The organism is Streptomyces sp. NPDC036764, assembly GCF_055609385.1.
This window is the reverse complement of record NZ_JBVJPT010000004.1, coordinates 463,162-478,152: the sequence shown is the minus strand read 5'-3', so window position 1 is coordinate 478,152 and position 14,991 is coordinate 463,162. Positions and strand designations below refer to the sequence as shown.

Annotated in this window: 14 protein-coding genes; 6 read left to right on the top strand and 8 right to left on the bottom strand. The window is 71.6% G+C overall.

Annotation, left to right across the window (positions count from 1 at the left end):
- Positions 1-54: 54 nt before the first annotated feature.
- The 5 genes from ACZ69Q_RS20375 to ACZ69Q_RS20355 form a co-directional block, all read right to left on the bottom strand.
- Positions 55-3,189: an efflux RND transporter permease subunit gene (locus ACZ69Q_RS20375; protein WP_471043593.1), complete on the bottom strand. Its 3,135-nt coding sequence runs from the start codon at positions 3,187-3,189 to the stop codon at positions 55-57.
- A gap of 197 nt (positions 3,190-3,386) precedes the next feature.
- Positions 3,387-4,067, bottom strand: a complete 681-nt coding sequence (locus ACZ69Q_RS20370) for a response regulator (protein ID WP_471043590.1) — start codon at positions 4,065-4,067, stop codon at positions 3,387-3,389.
- Positions 4,068-4,149: 82 nt separating this feature from the next.
- Positions 4,150-5,367: a sensor histidine kinase gene (locus ACZ69Q_RS20365; protein ID WP_471043588.1), complete on the bottom strand. Its 1,218-nt coding sequence runs from the start codon at positions 5,365-5,367 to the stop codon at positions 4,150-4,152.
- Between the two features lie 156 nt (positions 5,368-5,523).
- Complete coding sequence (gene pspAA / locus ACZ69Q_RS20360) at positions 5,524-5,802, bottom strand: PspA-associated protein PspAA (RefSeq protein WP_471043739.1); 279 nt, start codon at positions 5,800-5,802, stop codon at positions 5,524-5,526.
- Between the two features lie 42 nt (positions 5,803-5,844).
- Complete coding sequence (locus ACZ69Q_RS20355; RefSeq protein WP_260609300.1) at positions 5,845-6,612, bottom strand: PspA/IM30 family protein; 768 nt, start codon at positions 6,610-6,612, stop codon at positions 5,845-5,847.
- A 301-nt stretch (positions 6,613-6,913) separates the two neighbouring features.
- On the opposite strand from ACZ69Q_RS20355, the gene ACZ69Q_RS20350 reads away from it, so the two are divergent.
- The 3 genes from ACZ69Q_RS20350 to ACZ69Q_RS20340 all read left to right on the top strand — a co-directional run bounded on the left by ACZ69Q_RS20350 (position 6,914) and on the right by ACZ69Q_RS20340 (position 9,527).
- Positions 6,914-7,552 carry a DUF3043 domain-containing protein gene (locus ACZ69Q_RS20350; RefSeq protein ID WP_471043735.1) on the top strand — a complete coding sequence of 213 codons (639 nt, stop codon included), beginning with the start codon at positions 6,914-6,916 and terminating at the stop codon, positions 7,550-7,552.
- Between the two features lie 83 nt (positions 7,553-7,635).
- The gene (locus ACZ69Q_RS20345) at positions 7,636-8,376 is read left to right on the top strand and encodes a class I SAM-dependent methyltransferase (RefSeq protein ID WP_471043586.1); all 741 of its coding nucleotides are present in this window, start codon (positions 7,636-7,638) and stop codon (positions 8,374-8,376) included.
- A 56-nt stretch (positions 8,377-8,432) separates the two neighbouring features.
- Positions 8,433-9,527 carry a S1C family serine protease gene (locus ACZ69Q_RS20340; protein WP_471043583.1) on the top strand — a complete coding sequence of 365 codons (1,095 nt, stop codon included), beginning with the start codon at positions 8,433-8,435 and terminating at the stop codon, positions 9,525-9,527.
- A gap of 49 nt (positions 9,528-9,576) precedes the next feature.
- On the opposite strand, the gene ACZ69Q_RS20335 is transcribed toward ACZ69Q_RS20340, so the two are convergent.
- Positions 9,577-9,786, bottom strand: coding sequence for a hypothetical protein (locus tag ACZ69Q_RS20335; RefSeq protein ID WP_471043581.1), 210 nt, complete (start codon positions 9,784-9,786; stop codon positions 9,577-9,579).
- A 172-nt stretch (positions 9,787-9,958) separates the two neighbouring features.
- Between ACZ69Q_RS20335 and ACZ69Q_RS20330 the strand changes: the two genes are divergently transcribed.
- Positions 9,959-11,161 (top strand): bifunctional adenosylcobinamide kinase/adenosylcobinamide-phosphate guanylyltransferase, encoded by a 1,203-nt coding sequence (locus ACZ69Q_RS20330; RefSeq protein ID WP_471043579.1) that lies wholly within the window; start codon positions 9,959-9,961, stop codon positions 11,159-11,161.
- A gap of 148 nt (positions 11,162-11,309) precedes the next feature.
- On the opposite strand, the gene ACZ69Q_RS20325 is transcribed toward ACZ69Q_RS20330, so the two are convergent.
- On the bottom strand, positions 11,310-12,116 hold the full coding sequence (locus tag ACZ69Q_RS20325; protein WP_471043576.1) for a class I SAM-dependent methyltransferase: 807 nt from the start codon (positions 12,114-12,116) through the stop codon (positions 11,310-11,312).
- 214 nt (positions 12,117-12,330) lie between these two features.
- Here ACZ69Q_RS20325 and cobT point away from each other — a divergent pair, with 214 nt between their 5' ends.
- Complete coding sequence (gene cobT, locus ACZ69Q_RS20320) at positions 12,331-13,440, top strand: nicotinate-nucleotide--dimethylbenzimidazole phosphoribosyltransferase (protein ID WP_471043573.1); 1,110 nt, start codon at positions 12,331-12,333, stop codon at positions 13,438-13,440.
- A gap of 77 nt (positions 13,441-13,517) precedes the next feature.
- Positions 13,518-14,222: a hypothetical protein gene (locus tag ACZ69Q_RS20315; protein WP_471043571.1), complete on the top strand. Its 705-nt coding sequence runs from the start codon at positions 13,518-13,520 to the stop codon at positions 14,220-14,222.
- Here the strand turns inward: ACZ69Q_RS20315 and ACZ69Q_RS20310 are convergent.
- Complete coding sequence (locus ACZ69Q_RS20310) at positions 14,162-14,926, bottom strand: hypothetical protein (protein ID WP_471043568.1); 765 nt, start codon at positions 14,924-14,926, stop codon at positions 14,162-14,164. The two genes, ACZ69Q_RS20315 and ACZ69Q_RS20310, sit on opposite strands and share 61 nt — an antisense overlap.
- Between the last annotated feature and the right edge of the window lie 65 nt (positions 14,927-14,991).

The following is a 14,991-nucleotide window of genomic DNA, read 5'->3' as shown; positions in this document are numbered from 1 at the left end:
GAACCGTATTTTCCGGTTCGGGACCCGGCCACCGCGGGTCACTCGGTCAGCCGATCAGACGGACGCGGGCTCCGCCTCCTCCGGGGCGTCCTTCGCCGACTGCTCGGACAGCCCCGCCTTCTTCGCCCGCCTGGCGGCCCGCTTCTTCGCCCGGCGCTCCTTGCGCAGCTCCAGCATCGCGTAGAGCGTCGGGACGAGGAGAAGGGTCAGCAGGGTCGAGGTGATCAGACCGCCGATCACCACCACGGCCAGCGGCTGGGCGATGAAGCCGCCCTCGCCGGTCACGCCCAGGGCCATGGGCAGCAGGGCGAAGATCGTCGCCAGGGCCGTCATGAGGATCGGGCGCAGCCGGTGCCGGCCGCCCTCGATCACCGCTTCGACGACGCCGTAACCCTGCTTGCGGTACTGGTTGATGAGGTCGATCAGCACGATCGCGTTCGTCACCACGATGCCGATCAGCATCAGCATGCCGATCATCGCGGGGACGCCCATCGGGGTGCCGGTCGCGATCAGCAGGCCGATCGCGCCCGTCGCCGCGAACGGGATGGAGACCAGCAGGATCAGCGGCTGGACCAGCGAGCGGAAGGTCGCGACCAGCAGCATGAAGACGATCGCGATGGCCGCCAGCATCGCCAGGCCCAGGTTGGCGAACGCGTCGTCCTGGTCCTCGGAGACACCGCCGATCGAGGCCGTCGCACCCGCCGGGAGCGTCAGTGAGTTGATCTCGGACTGAAGGTCCGCGCTCACCGCGCCGGTGTTGTCGCCGGTCGGCTTCGCGCTGATGGTGGCCGCGCGCTGGCCGTCGATCCGGGTCATCGAGACCGGGCTGTCCACCAGCTTCACGTCCGCGATGTCGCCGAGCTTCACCGGGCCCAGGCGCAGACCCTGAAGCTGCTTCAGCGTCGTGGCCGGCTTCGCCGACTTGATGACGATGTCGCGCTCGGTGTCGTCCAGGGTCGCCTGGGCGGCCGTGTTTCCGCGCACCGCCTGGGCGACGGCGAGACCGAGGGTCTGGTCGTTGAAGCCCGCCGCGGCCGCCTTGTCGTTGGCCTTCACCGAGATGCGCGGCACGCTCTGCGCCAGGTCGCTGGTGACGTCGGTGACGTCGTCCAGTCCTGCCACCGCCTCGCGGACCTGCTCGGACGCCTTGCGCAGCACGTCCCCGTCGGCCGCCTTCACGACGACGCTCAGGTCCTGGGCGCCGAAGCCGTCACCGGCGGCGATCGTGGTGGTGCCGATGCCGTCGAGCTTCTTCAGGCCCGCCTCGATACGGTCCTGGACGTCGTCGTAGGACGCCGAGTCCTCCAGCATCACCTGGTACGACGCCTGGTTGGTGTCGGTACCGCCGCCGAAGGCCGCCATGAAGCCGGACGAGCCGATGGTGACCTGGTAGTCCTTGACGCCCTTGGTTTCGGCGAGCAGCCCCTCGACCTTCTTGGCCTGCTCGTCGGTCGCGGCCAGGCTGGTGCCGGGCTTCAACTCCTGCTTGACGGTGAGGACTTCCTGCTCGCCCTGGTCGAAGAAGTTCGTCTTCAGCAGCGGCGCCATGCCGAACGTGCCGACGAGGATGACGATCGCCAGCAGCACGCTGGTCAGCCGGCGCCGCGTCGCGAACCGAAGGACGGGGACGTAGATGCGCTGGAGCCTGCTCTTCGCCTCCTTCTCCTCCGCGATCCGGCGCGCCTCGTCGGCGTCCTCCGGGGTGCCCTTCGGGGCGCGCAGGAACCAGTACGACAGGACGGGTACGACCGTCAGCGACACCAGCAGCGACGCCAGCAGCGCGGCCGTCACCGTCAGGCTGAACGAGCCGAACAGCTCGCCCACCATGCCGCCGACCAGGCCGATCGGCAGGAACACGGCCACCGTGGTGAGCGTCGAGGAGGTCACCGCGCCGGCGACCTCGCGGACCGCCTTGATGATGGCGTCCTCGCGCTCCTCGCCGTAGCCGAGGTGCCGCTTGATGTTCTCCAGGACCACGATCGAGTCGTCGACGACCCGGCCGATGGCGATGGTGAGCGCGCCGAGCGTCAGCATGTTCAGGGAGAGGTCCCTGGTCCACAGGACGATCAGGGCCAGGACGACGGAGAGCGGGATGCTCACCGCCGTGACCAGCGTCGAGCGGATCGACGCCAGGAAGACCAGGATGATCAGCACCGCGAAGAGCAGACCGAGCGCGCCCTCCGTGGTCAGACCGTCGATGGACTTCTTCACGGCCGGGCCCTGGTCGCTGACCACGGTCACCGTCGCGTCCGAGCCGAGGTCCTTGCGGATCTCCGGGAGCTTGTCCTCGACGGCGTCCGAGATGGCGACCGCGCTGCCGTCGCGGTCCATGGTGACCGAGACCGCGAGGGACGGCTTGCCGTCGGTGCGGGTGATGGAGTCGGCCGGGGCCTGCTCCTGCTTCACGGAGGCGACGGAGCCGAGGCGGACCGGCTTCCCGGCGCCGGGCTCGCCCGTCACCATCAGGTCCTCGATCTGCTTCAGCGAGGTGAAGCCGCCGCCGACCTGGACGGTGCGGTTGCTGCCGTCCTCGTCGAAGGAGCCGGCCGGCACGGTGGCGCCGCCCGCCTGAAGAGCCTGGGAGACGGCCGCCGAGGTCAGGCCGGCCTTCGCCAGCTTCGCGTCGTCGGGCGTGACGGTGACCTGGAGGTCGCGCACACCGTCGACGGTGACCTGGCCGACGCCGTCGATGTCCTTCAGGTCCGGCACCAGGGTGCGGTCGAGCTGGTCGGCCAGGGCCTGCTGGTCCTTGCCGGAGGTCACGGCGAGGACGACGGTCGGGATGTCGTCCGTGGAACCGGCGATGACCTGCGGGTCCACGTCGTCGGGCAGTTGGACGCGGGCCCGGTTGACGGCCTGCTGGACGTCGGCGACGAGCTGCTGGGTGTCGGGGCCGTAGTCGAAGGACGCCATGATCACGGCGTTGCCCTCGCTGGCCGTGGAGGTGACGCCGGTGATGCCGTCGACGGCTTCGAGGCTGTCCTCGATCGGCTCGACGACCTGCTTCTCGACCACGTCCGGCGACGCGCCCTGGTACGGCGCGAGGACGGACACCATGGGCAGTTCGATGGAGGGCAGGAGCTGCTGCTTGAGCTGAGGTATCGCGATCGCGCCGAAGGCGATCGTGATGATCGAGATCAGGCCTATCAGGGCGCGTTGGGCGAGGCTGAATCGGGACAGCCAGGACATGGGTGAGGGTCTCTCTTCTGTGAGCGGCAGAAGCGGCAAGGGCGTCTGTGGCACGCGGGCGCGGCCTGCGGCACGCGTATGTGGCGCGGATGAGCGCCCGCCCCTACACCCTGAGCCATCGACAAGCCCCGTTTCGTAGACCCCAGGTCCATTTCCTTATACGGCGCATACTCCGGGCGCAGTATGCGCGCTCGAGTTCACTCCACCCTTGGACGTACCAGCCCGGACTCGTACGCGATCACCACGAGCTGGGCCCGGTCGCGGGCGCCGAGCTTGGACATGGCCCGGTTGACGTGCGTCTTCACGGTCAGCGGGCTGACCTCCAGGCGCTCGGCGATCTCGTCGTTGGAGTGCCCGCCGGCGACCTGGACCAGGACCTCGCGCTCGCGGACGGTGAGGGCGTCGAGCCGCTCGGCGCGGGCGGGGTCGCGGTCGTCCGCGCCGTCGCCCTGAGCGAGGAAGCGGGCGATCAGGCCCTTGGTGGCGGCCGGGGAGAGCAGCGCCTCGCCACCGGCCGCGACGCGGATGGCGCTGAGGAGCTCGTCGGGTTCGGAGCCCTTGCCGAGGAAGCCGGAGGCGCCGGCGCGCAGGGACTGCACGACGTAGTCGTCGACCTCGAAGGTGGTCAGGATGACGACGCGGACATGGGCGAGGGCCGGGTCGGCGCTGATCATGCGGGTGGCGGCGAGGCCGTCGGTGCCGGGCATCCGGATGTCCATCAGGACGACGTCCGCGCCGCGCTCCTTGGCCAGCCGCACCGCCTCCGCGCCGTCGGACGCCTCACCGACGACCTCCATGTCGGGCTCGGAGTCGACCAGCACTCTGAAGGCGCTGCGCAGCAGGGCCTGGTCGTCGGCGAGCAGGACGCGGATGGTCATGCGGAGTCCTCAGCGGGGCACGGGGTGGACGGCTTGGTGATACGACAACTGCCGCGGGGGGCTCGTTGGTTCCGCGGCGTCGTCATACGGCGTCCTCCGCGGCGCGGGTACGGCTCTTGACCGGCAGGATCGCATGGACGCGGAAGCCGCCTCCGTAGCGGGGGCCGGTGGTGAGGGTGCCGCGCAGGGCGGTGACGCGTTCGCGCATGCCGAGCAGACCGTGGCCGCCGCCCTCGGTCGTGTCGTCGTCGCCGGCGCCGTTGTCCAGAACGGTGATCTCGACGTTCGGTCCCACGCGCACGACGCTCACCTCGGCCTTGGCCTCCGTGCCCGCGTGCTTCTGCACATTGGTGAGCGCCTCCTGGATGACCCGGTAGGCGGCCAGGTCCACGGCGGCCGGGAGGGTGGTGCCCTGGTCGGCGCGGGCCACCTCGACCGGGAGGCCGGCGCTGCGGAAGGTGCCCGCGAGCTCGTCGAGGCGGTCGAGGCCGGGGGCGGGTTCGGTGGGCGCCTCGGGGTCGCCGGACTGCCTCAGCAGGCCGACCGTGGCCCGCAGTTCGTTCAGCGCGGAGCGGCTCGCCTCGCGTACGTGGGCGAGGGCCTCCTTGGCCTGGTCGGGCCGCTTGTCCATGACGTGGGCGGCGACGCCGGCCTGCACATTGACCAGGGCGATGTGGTGGGCGACGACGTCGTGCAGGTCCCGGGCGATGCGCAGCCGCTCCTCGGCGACGCGGCGGCGGGCCTCCTCCTCCCGGGTGCGCTCGGCCCGGTCGGCGCGCTCACGGATGGCGGCGACGACCGCGCGGCGGCTGCGCACCGCGTCGCCCGCGGTGGCGCCGATGCCGGTCCAGGCGAAGATCGCGAGGTTCTCCTGGGCGTACCAGGGCAGGGGGCCGGCGAGCATCGCCGCACCGGTCAGCACGGTGATGGTGAGCAGGCCGACGCGCCAGGTGGTGGTGCGGTCGGTGGTCGAGGCGACGGTGTAGAGGGCGATGACCGCGGACATGGCGACCGGGGCGCGCGGGTCGCTGCTGACGCACTCGACGAGGGAGACGGCGCCGGTGACGGCGAGGACCGTCATGGGGGCGCGGCGGCGGAAGACCAGGGCGGCGGCGCCGATGGCGATGAGCACGAGGCTGAGCACGTCCGGGGTGCGCAGGGCCCAGGTGACGCCGTTCTGCCCGTGCGGGTCCACGAAGGAACCGGCCACCGTGCACGCGAGCACGCCCACCGCCAGTGCCGCGTCCAGCGCCATGGGGTGCGCCTTGAGATGTCGCCGGGCGCGTTCGAGGGTGCTCACGCTTGATTACGGTACGACGTCCCTGCGGGGCTTGGAACGGGGGCCGACCGGAGCTTTCTCACAGCCTGCGGCCCCAGGCCCCGGTCCTGGACGGGCCTCGTCCTCAAACGCCGGACGGGCCGGCATTGCATGCACCGCGCTTCGTGGTGCCCCGCGTCACCCGGGGATCAGGCCGTCGTCGCTCAGCAGGTCCCGGACCTCCTCCAAGGTGGCGTCCGGGGACGGCAGGATCAGTTCCGACGGTTCGAGGGAGTCGTCGGGCAGGGGCGTGCCCAGTTCGCGGACCTTGGACAGGAGTGCGGTGAGGGTGCGGCGGAAACCGGGGCCGTCGCCGTTCTCCATTTCGGCCAGGAGCTCGTCGTCGAGCTTGTTCAGCTCGGGCAGGTGGCTGTCGGACAGCTTCACCTGCCCCTCACCCATGATCCGGACGATCATGTCGCCCATCGCGCCCTCCTAGGCGTGGGCCCCGGCCGTCGGCTACTGCTTGTCGAAGCGCGGGGTGTCCTGCGGCTGCTGCTGGGACTGCTGGCCCGAGCCGCCCTCGATGGCCTGCTGGCCCGCCGACGGGCCTCCTGCCAGCTCCGCCTTCATGCGCTGCAGTTCCAGCTCTACATCCGTACCACCGGAGAGCCGGTCCAGCTCGGCCTGGATGTCGTCCTTGTGCATACCGGACTGGTCGTCCAGGGCACCGGAGGCGAGCAGTTCGTCGATCGCTCCGGCGCGCGCCTGGAGCTGGGCCGTCTTGTCCTCGGCACGCTGGATCGCCAGGCCGACGTCGCCCATCTCCTCGGAGATGCCGGAGAACGCCTCGCCGATCCGGGTCTGGGCCTGGGCCGCGGTGTAGGTGGCCTTGATCGTCTCCTTCTTCGTGCGGAAGGCGTCGACCTTGGCCTGAAGCCGCTGGGCCGCAAGGGTGAGCTTCTCCTCCTCGCCCTGCAAGGTCGCGTGCTGGGTCTCCAGGTCCGTCACCTGCTGCTGGAGGGCGGCGCGGCGCGAGAGCGCCTCGCGGGCCAGGTCCTCGCGGCCCAGCGCGAGCGCCTTGCGGCCCTGGTCCTCCAGCTTCGACGACTGCTGCTGGAGTTGGTTGAGCTGGAGCTCCAGGCGCTTGCGCGAGGTGGCGACGTCGGCGACGCCGCGGCGCACCTTCTGGAGCAGCTCCAACTGCTTCTGGTACGAGTAATCGAGGGTCTCGCGCGGGTCCTCGGCCCTGTCAAGGGCCTTGTTCGCCTTCGCGCGGAAGATCATCCCCATACGCTTCATGACACCGCTCATGGGCTTCGCGCGCCCCCTTCTGACGTCCAGCTCCAGCTCTGCGACAGAACCCACAGTACGGGCCCTGCATCCATTGACGCACTGTTCGGGGACGGATGCGCTCATCCCCAAGGACGACTGCCTACGATCGCGCTCCGGCGTAAGGAGTAGGTGACTCCCGGGTGCCCACCCGGTGCCGCCCACGTGCCTCCCCCGTGGCCGCCGGACGAACCGTCTGCGACGTCCCCTCTGTCCCCTTACGACGACTGGTGTTGCCGGATCGTTCCCCACGGGGCTGGGGTCCAACCCCGGCCACCCCGTACCCTTGGGTTTTGTGTTCCGAAGCCGTGCCAAGGATGAGAAGGCCCAAGCCGCCGACAAGGCGCTGGTGACCGACTCCAACGAGACCCGTCACCCCGAGGCCCCCAAGGGCCGCCCCACGCCCAAGCGCAGTGAGGCCCAGTCGCAGCGTCGAAGCGTGGCCAACACGTCGATGACGCGCAAGGATGCCGCCAAGCGCGGGCGCGAGGAGCGCCGTGCCGCCCTGGAGAAGCAGCGCCAGGCGCTGGCCGGGGGCGACGAGCGGTATCTGCCGGCCCGCGACAAGGGTCCGGTCCGCAAGTTCGCGCGTGACTTCATCGACTCGCGTTTCAACATCGCCGAGTTCTTCCTGCCGATGGCCGTGGTCATCCTCGTGCTGAGCCTGGTGCAGGTGCCCGCGCTGCAGAACATCGCGCTGCTGCTGTGGCTGATCGTGATCGTCCTCATCGTGCTGGACTCGATCGTCACCGGCTTCCGGATGAGGAAGCGGCTCGCCGAGCGCTTCCCCGACGACAACAAGCGCGGCGCCGTCGCCTACGCGCTCATGCGCTCCCTCCAGATGCGCCGGCTCCGGCTGCCGAAGCCGCAGGTCAAGCGCGGAGAGCGGCCCTGAGCGCAGCGGCTGTCCCCGGGGGTGCGACCGATGCCCGGCTCAGTGGGCCGGGCGGGTTGCGTGAAGTCGTACGACAGGAGCTGGTGACCCGGCAGCTCGACGAGCAGATAGCCGGGCGGTTCCCGGTCGGGCAGCGGCTGCGCGTGCTCGATGTCGGGATGGGCGGCGGCACGCAGGCGCTGCGGCTGGCCCGCGCCGGGCACCAGGTGACCGGTGTCGAGCAGGACGCGAAGCTGATCGCCGCGGCCCGTGAGGAGCTGGCCGGCGAGCCGGAGGGGATCCGGGAGCGGGTGCGGCTCGTCCAGAGCGACGGGCGGGACACCGGCGTCCACTTTCTGCCCGGCAGCTTCGACGTCGTGCTGTGCCACGGCGTGCTGATGTACGTCGAGGAGCCCGACCCGATGCTGGCCGGGTTGGCCCGGATGCTCGCCCCGGGCGGACTGCTGTCGCTGCTGGTGTGCAACGGCGACGCGCTCGCCATGCGGCCCGGGCTGGCCGGGGACTGGTCCGCGGCGCTGTCCGCCTTCGACGCCACCGCCCATCTGCCCCATCCGCGCAGCACCTCGGACGACGGCGGTAGCCCGGTCCGGCCCGGGGTCGACGTGCGGGCCGACCGGCTGTCGGACCTGACGGCGACGCTCGCGGGGATCGGGGCGCCGCTGCACACCTGGTACGGGGTGCGGGTGTTCACCGACACGGCTGCGGACGCGGCCGGGATCCCGGCGGACGTCGAGGCGCTGCTGGCGGTCGAGGAACGCGCCGGGAAGGCCGATCCCTATCGGAGCGTGGCGGCGCTGCTGCACCTGTGCGGAGTGCGCGGCTGATCCCGTTCGGGTGAGCAGTACGCGCCGGGCGCATGCCCCGCGGCGAGACTCGGGGCATGGATGCTCGCCGTTTGCGTACCCGGCGTCCGGTCGTCGCGGTCCTCGCCCTCCTGTGCTGCCTCGGCCTCCTCTCCGCCTGTTCGTCCTCCCCTTCATCGGCTTCCTCCTCGTCGTCGCGTGACGAGGGGGCCTCGACGACCCAGGCCGCCTGGCCGAAGACGGTCCGGGCGGTGGACGACCTTCAGGACGGCTATCTGAAGGTGATCAAGAACGTGCTGCCGTCGGTCGTGCAGATCCAGGGCAGACGTGACCTGGGGTCGGGCGTGGTCTACGACGGCGAGGGGCACATCGTCACCAACGCTCATGTCGTCGGCGACGAGAAGACCTTCCGCGTGACGACCGCCAACAGCGAGAACGAGCTCACCGCACAGCTCGTGTCCTCCTACCCGCAGCAGGACCTCGCCGTCGTCAAGCTGGAGGACCCGCCGGACGGGCTGAAGGCGGCGAAGTTCGGGGACTCCTCGAAGGTCGAGGTGGGGCAGATCGTGCTGGCGATGGGCTCGCCGCTCGGGCTGTCGTCCAGCGTGACGCAGGGCATCGTCTCGGCGACCGGACGGACCGTCACCGAGGGCGGCGACGGCGGTACGGGCGCGACGATCGCCAACATGGTGCAGACGTCGGCGGCCATCAACCCCGGCAACAGCGGCGGCGCCCTGGTGAACCTCGACGGCGAGATCATCGGCGTGCCGACCCTGGCCGCCATCGACCCCGACGTCGGGGACAGTGCGGCGCCCGGCATCGGGTTCGCGATCCCGGCGTCGACGGTGCGCAACATCGCCGACCAGATCATCGAGGACGGCAGGGTCACCGACTCGGGCCGGGCGGCACTCGGCATCACCGGCCGTACGGTCGTCGACGACGACTACCAGGCGGCGGGCGTGGCCGTGGTCGAGGTGCAGGAGGGCGGGGCGGCCGACGAGGCCGGTCTGGAGCCCGGGGACATCATCACCCGCCTGGGGGACACGGAGATCACCACCATCACCTCGCTGTCCGAGGCGCTGGCCGGCGAGAAGCCGGGAGACCGGACGACGGTGACCTACACCCGCGACGGCGACACGAAGAAGACCGATGTGACGCTGGGTGAGCAGTGACGGGGGCGAAGGGATACGGGACGGGGTATGCCCCTCGCCCCCCGTCCGGTCACGCCTCGGCGTGCAGGCTCATCGGCCCGTAGACCTCCGTGGCGTCCTCGAACAGCCGCACCTGGTCCGCGCCGCCCTCCTGAAGTGCCTTCCAGTACTCCCCGATCCAGGATTCGGCGTCCCCCTGGGTGGTGAACTCCTCGGGCTGTACCGCGGGCTGGACCTCCGCCCCGTCGGCCTTCTCGAACCGCCACGTCCATGCCGCCATGTACGCCTCCAAGGTGTCAGCACGTTGAGTGCAACAGCGTATGCGGTTCGTGTGCGTCTGCTGCTCGGCGGGGGCCGGTCCGACTCGACGGCCGGGCCGCCGACGCGGCGCCGCGCGCTCCTAAGGGGGCCTCCATCACGCGGGACGGGCGGCGAGCGGCGAAAATCAGTGCGTGGAACTGACTCTTCTCGGCACCGGTGCCCCCGCGGGACTCCCCCGCCCCGACTGTCCGTGCGCGGCGTGTGCCAGTGCGCTCGGTGGTGATGCGCGGGCGGCCACCGCGCTGCTCGTGGACGGGGCGCTGCTGCTCGATCTGACGCCCGGGGCGGCGTTCGCGGCCGCGCGGGCCGGGCGTTCACTGGGGAACGTACGGCAGGTGCTGCTGACGCATCCGCACAACGGGCCCGCCGTCGAGGTGCCGGCCGGACTGCCGCAGCCCGGGCGGGTGCCGGACGGGCGGGAGTTGGCGCTGCTGACGGGACATCGGGTGCGGGCGGTGGCGATGGACGCGCCGGGCACCGGGTACGCGGTGACCGGGCCGGACGGGCAGCGCCTGCTGTACCTGCCGCCCGGGGGTGCGCCGGCCGGGCTGGAGAACGGGGCCGACGGGATGTACGACATGGTGGTCGCCGATGTGGTGGGGCGGCCGGACGCCCTGGCCAAGCTGCGGGCGGTGGGGGCCGTCGGGCCGACGACGGATGTCATCGCCGTCCATCTGGACCATGACGCCGCGCCGGGCGCCGAGTTGCGGCGGCAACTGGCCGCGGCGGGCGCGCGGGCCGTGCCGGACGGGACGACGCTGGTGGTGGGGGCGTACGAGGACGTGCCGGACGTGCCGCGGCGGACCCTGGTGGTGGGCGGCGCCCGGTCGGGCAAGTCGGTCGAGGCGGAGCGGCGGCTGGAGTCCTTCCCGGACGTGCTGTACGTGGCGACCGGGGGCACCCGGGGCGGCGACAACGAGTGGGCGGCACGGGTCGCCGTGCACCGGGAGCGGCGGCCGGGGTCGTGGCGTACGGCGGAGACGTGCGACCTGGTGCCGTTGCTCTCCGAGGGCGGGGCGCCGTTGCTGATCGACTGTCTGTCCTTGTGGCTGACGGACGCGATGGACTCCGTCGGGGCGTGGGACGACGCGGTGTGGGCGGATGGCGGGGAGCGGGCGTTGCGGGATCGCGTGCGCGAGCTTACGGAGGCGGTCCGTCAGACGCGGCGGACCGTGGTTGCCGTGTCCAACGAGGTGGGGTCGGGGATTGTGCCGGCCACGGCGTCGGGGCGGCGGTATCGGGATGAGCTCGGGCGGCTTAATGCTGCCTTTGCGGGTGAGTGTGAGCAGGTTGTTCTGGTGGTGGCTGGGCAGGCGGTGGTGCTTCGCGGGTGACTTCGCCGCGTCCGCCGATGAGAGTGCCGCGGATTGTTGTGGTGCGTCTGCGGCTGCGTCGTGGCTTGTCGCGCCCACGCGGCGGGGCCGCAAATCGAAACAGCCCCGCGCCCCTGAAGGGGCGCCCCAGCCGGCGGCGTTCAAGAAGTCAGGTCGGTTCCTTGCGGGCGATGACTCTGTAGGCGTTCGAGAAGCGGGTGGCCCGTAGGAACGGGGCCAGGAGGTGGTCCAGGGTCCAGGCGACGGCCACCAGGGGTGAGCCCAGGGGCGAGAGCAGCGACGGCAGCAGGTACGACAGCACCAGTGAGGTCGCGGCCGCGAGGTCGTAGGGGATGTGCGCGGTGTGGTGGTCCGTGCGCACGACCGTGCAGCCCTGGGCCCGCAGTTCCTCGCACAGGGTGTCCATGGGCATCAGGTGCAGATGGCCCGGGGGGCTGTGCGGGACCCAGAGTCTGCCGAGCAGCCCGGCGAACAGGCACCGCGGGTTGGGAAGTTCGAGGACGAGGTGGCCGCCGGGGCGCAGGACGGTGAGGGCCGCGCGCAGTGCCTCGCGAGGGTCGGGGGCGTGTTCCAGGTGGCGGAACATACTGACGACGTCGTAGCGGGCGCGCAGGCGGGCCGTGACGCGCGGGTCGGTGAGGCTGCCGACGTGGGCCTCCTCCACCCGCTCGGCCACGCGCCCGTGCAGGACCCGGTAGGTCGGGTCCAGGCCGTCGAACGCCGTGTAGGGGAAGAGTTCCTTCGCCGTCTCCGGGAAGCGGGCGTACCCCGTGCCCACATCCAGCCAGCTCTCCGGCTCGGGGAAGGCGAGCGCGAGGCGGGCCGCGGCGCGCAGCCGGCGCGGGCCGCGCCGGGTGAGCCCCAGGTGGCGCGGGACATAGGTGTGCTCCCGACACCCGGCGGGTGTGAACGCGCAGTCGGCGCGGGGGCGTTCGGGGGGTGCGGTCGCGGTCATGGTGGCTCCCGGGCGTGGGGGCGTACGAGAGGGGCGTACGGCACAGGCTCTGCGAGACGGTCCGAGCATGCCCCGACAATCCACTGCAAAACGGAACGTATGGGATGAGGATCTTGGGTGCAACGACGTCGCGTGGATACGGGGGTGCCGTGGCGAAGCCCGCGGTGGCCATGTGGCGCCGTTCTGTTCGACCGGTGCCGGTACTGTTCGGCGAATGAGCTCGCTTAATCTCGACGACTTCTCCGACCTGATCGAGCGCCCCGACGGTGGGGTGCGCCGTGACGCCGAGGCGCGCCGTGAGCGTCAGATCGTGCCGCCCGGGGCGCTGGGCCGCCTCGACGAACTGGGCGAGTGGCTGGCGGCGGCGCAGTCCGCGGTGCCGGTACGGCCGATCGAGCGGCCTCGGGTCGTACTGTTCGCCGGCGACCACGGCATCGCGGAGCTGGGCGTGTCGGCGCGGCCCGCGGGCGGCGCCGGGGAGTTGGTGCGGGAGATCCTGGAGGGCGGCCGGCCGGTGTCGGTGCTCGCGCGGCGGCTCGGGGTTCCTGTGCGGGTCGTCGACATGGCGCTGGACTGCGACCCGGGGTCGCTGCCGGAGGCGGTCGTACGGCATCGGGTGCGGCGCGGCAGCGGACGTATCGACATCGAGGACGCGCTGACGCCGGAGGAGGCCGAGGCGGCCTTCCGGGCCGGGGTCGCGGTGGCCGACGAGGAGGCCGACTCCGGTACGGATCTGGTGGTGCTCGGCGATGTGAGCGTCGGCGGGACCACGGCCGCGGGGGTGCTGGTCGCCGCGCTGTGCGGGACCGACGCGTCCGTGGTGACCGGGCGGGGCGGGCTCGCCATCGACGACCTCGCGTGGATGCGCAAGTGCGCGGCGATCCGGGACGCGCTGCGGCGGGCGCGGCCGGTGCTCGGGGATCAGCTCCAGTTGCTCGCGACCGTGGGCGGGGCCGACCTCGCCGCGATCACCGGGTTCCTGCTGCAGAGCGCCGTGCGCAAGCTCCCGGTGGTGCTGGACGGCGTCGTCGTGGCCGCCTGCGCGCTGGTGGGACAGCGGATCGCGTTCCGGGCGCCGGACTGGTGGCTGGCCGCGCACGACAGCGGGGAACCGGGGCAGGCCAAGGCACTGGACCGGATGGCCCTGGAGCCGGTGCTCGACCAGGGTGTGCGGGTCGGCGAGGGCGCCGGGGGCCTGCTGGCGCTGCCGACGGTCCAGGCCGCCGCGGCGCTGGCGGCGGAGCTGCCGGAGAAGCCGGAAGAGCCGCAGAAGCCCGAGGAGCCGGAGGAGCCGGCGGATTTCGAGTCGCCGGAAGCCGGATAGCGGGCCGCGCCGGACGAAGGGCGCCGCCGGCCGGCACAGCGGGAAGCACCACGAGGGTGGACATATGATCACAACTTGTGACAGTTGACACCCTCGGTCGCTGGGCCCGCGCCGAGTGGGGGGCGCTGTACCTCGCCGTGCGGGGGGCCGCGGTGGAGCGGCGGTGGAAGGCCGCGCCCATGACGGTCGGGGCCGTGTGTCTGACCGGGATCACACAGGTGGTGCAGAACCGGACCTGGGGGTACCGGATCGTCCAGGATCTCGGCGCCGTACGGGCCGAGGACCCGCTGTGGCAGGCGCTCCTGCGGACGCCGCTGTCGCTGTTCGTGCCCGCCCTCGATCTGCCGGTGTGGGGTGCGCTCGCGCAGCTCCTGATCGCGTTCGGGATCGCCGAGATGTGCCTGGGCTGGTGGCGCACGCTCGTCATCGCCTACGTCGCGACCCTCGCCGGAACCCTGTACGCGCGCGTGGCCGTCGCACTCGGCCCGGACAGCCCGTTCGGGGTGCCCGCCTCGGACGCCCGGGTCGTGGACACGGGGCCGTCGGCGGCGGTCGTGGGGCTGGCCGTGTTCCTCGGGTGGCGCTACGGGGCGTACGTCACGGCCGGTGCGGTGATCGCGGCGATGGTCGTCGAGGTCGCGCTGAAGCCGAACCTCGCCGGGAAGGAGCACCTCGCGGCCATCACGGCGGTGCTGGTGCTGTGTGCGGTGTCGACGGTGCGTCAGCGCCGTTCCAGGGCCCGCGCCGGTTCCACGTCGGGCGCGCCGCCGATCCAGTCCTGAAGCCTGCGGCTGGGTCCCAGCCAGCGCTTGTCGTGGTGGTAGGAGCGCAGTTGCGCCTTGGCGCGGGCGCGCGGGCGGCGGCGGTAGAAGCGCTTCGCCCAGGGGGAGGTCGGACGGGCCAGCCGGATGGCGCCGAACAGGGCCACGAAGGGGATGATCACCCCGAAGAGCGCCATCTTGGGCTTGCCCTTGAACAGGGCGATCAGGGCGATCAGGAAGTTCCCGCCGATCGTGGTGAGCAAGGTGCCGCGATTTTGCATCTCGTCGTCGTTGAGGTCGTTGACCCCGAAGGGCGCGAAGCCGAGCAGGAGCAGGCCGACCAGGGCGGCGGTGAGCACGACCACCTCGACGCTCTTGCGGCCGTCCTCCGTCCAGTAGACGTCGTCCAGGTGCAGGATCAGCGCGAACTCGTCCATGACCAGGCCCGCGCCGATCCCGAAGATCACGGCGGCCGACGCCGACCCGAAGCCGCGCTGCCCGCCGGCGACCGCGCAGAAGCCGCCGATGATCGTGAGGACGATTCCGGGGACGACGTGGTGGATGTGGACGGCGCCGGTCTCGATGTTGCGGAAGGGCCCCTTGCCCGCGCGGATCATGCGGGTGATGAGGCGGGTGACGAGGAAGGTGACCACGAATGCGGTCAGGGCGAGCAGCAGTGGGAGCTTGCCCGGCTCGATGATGTTGCGCTGCCACCAGTCACCCATGTTCTCAGTCTCTTCCCGGCAGGGGCGGGCTGCCTGGCGGAGGCGACGTCCGGGCTACTCTGCGG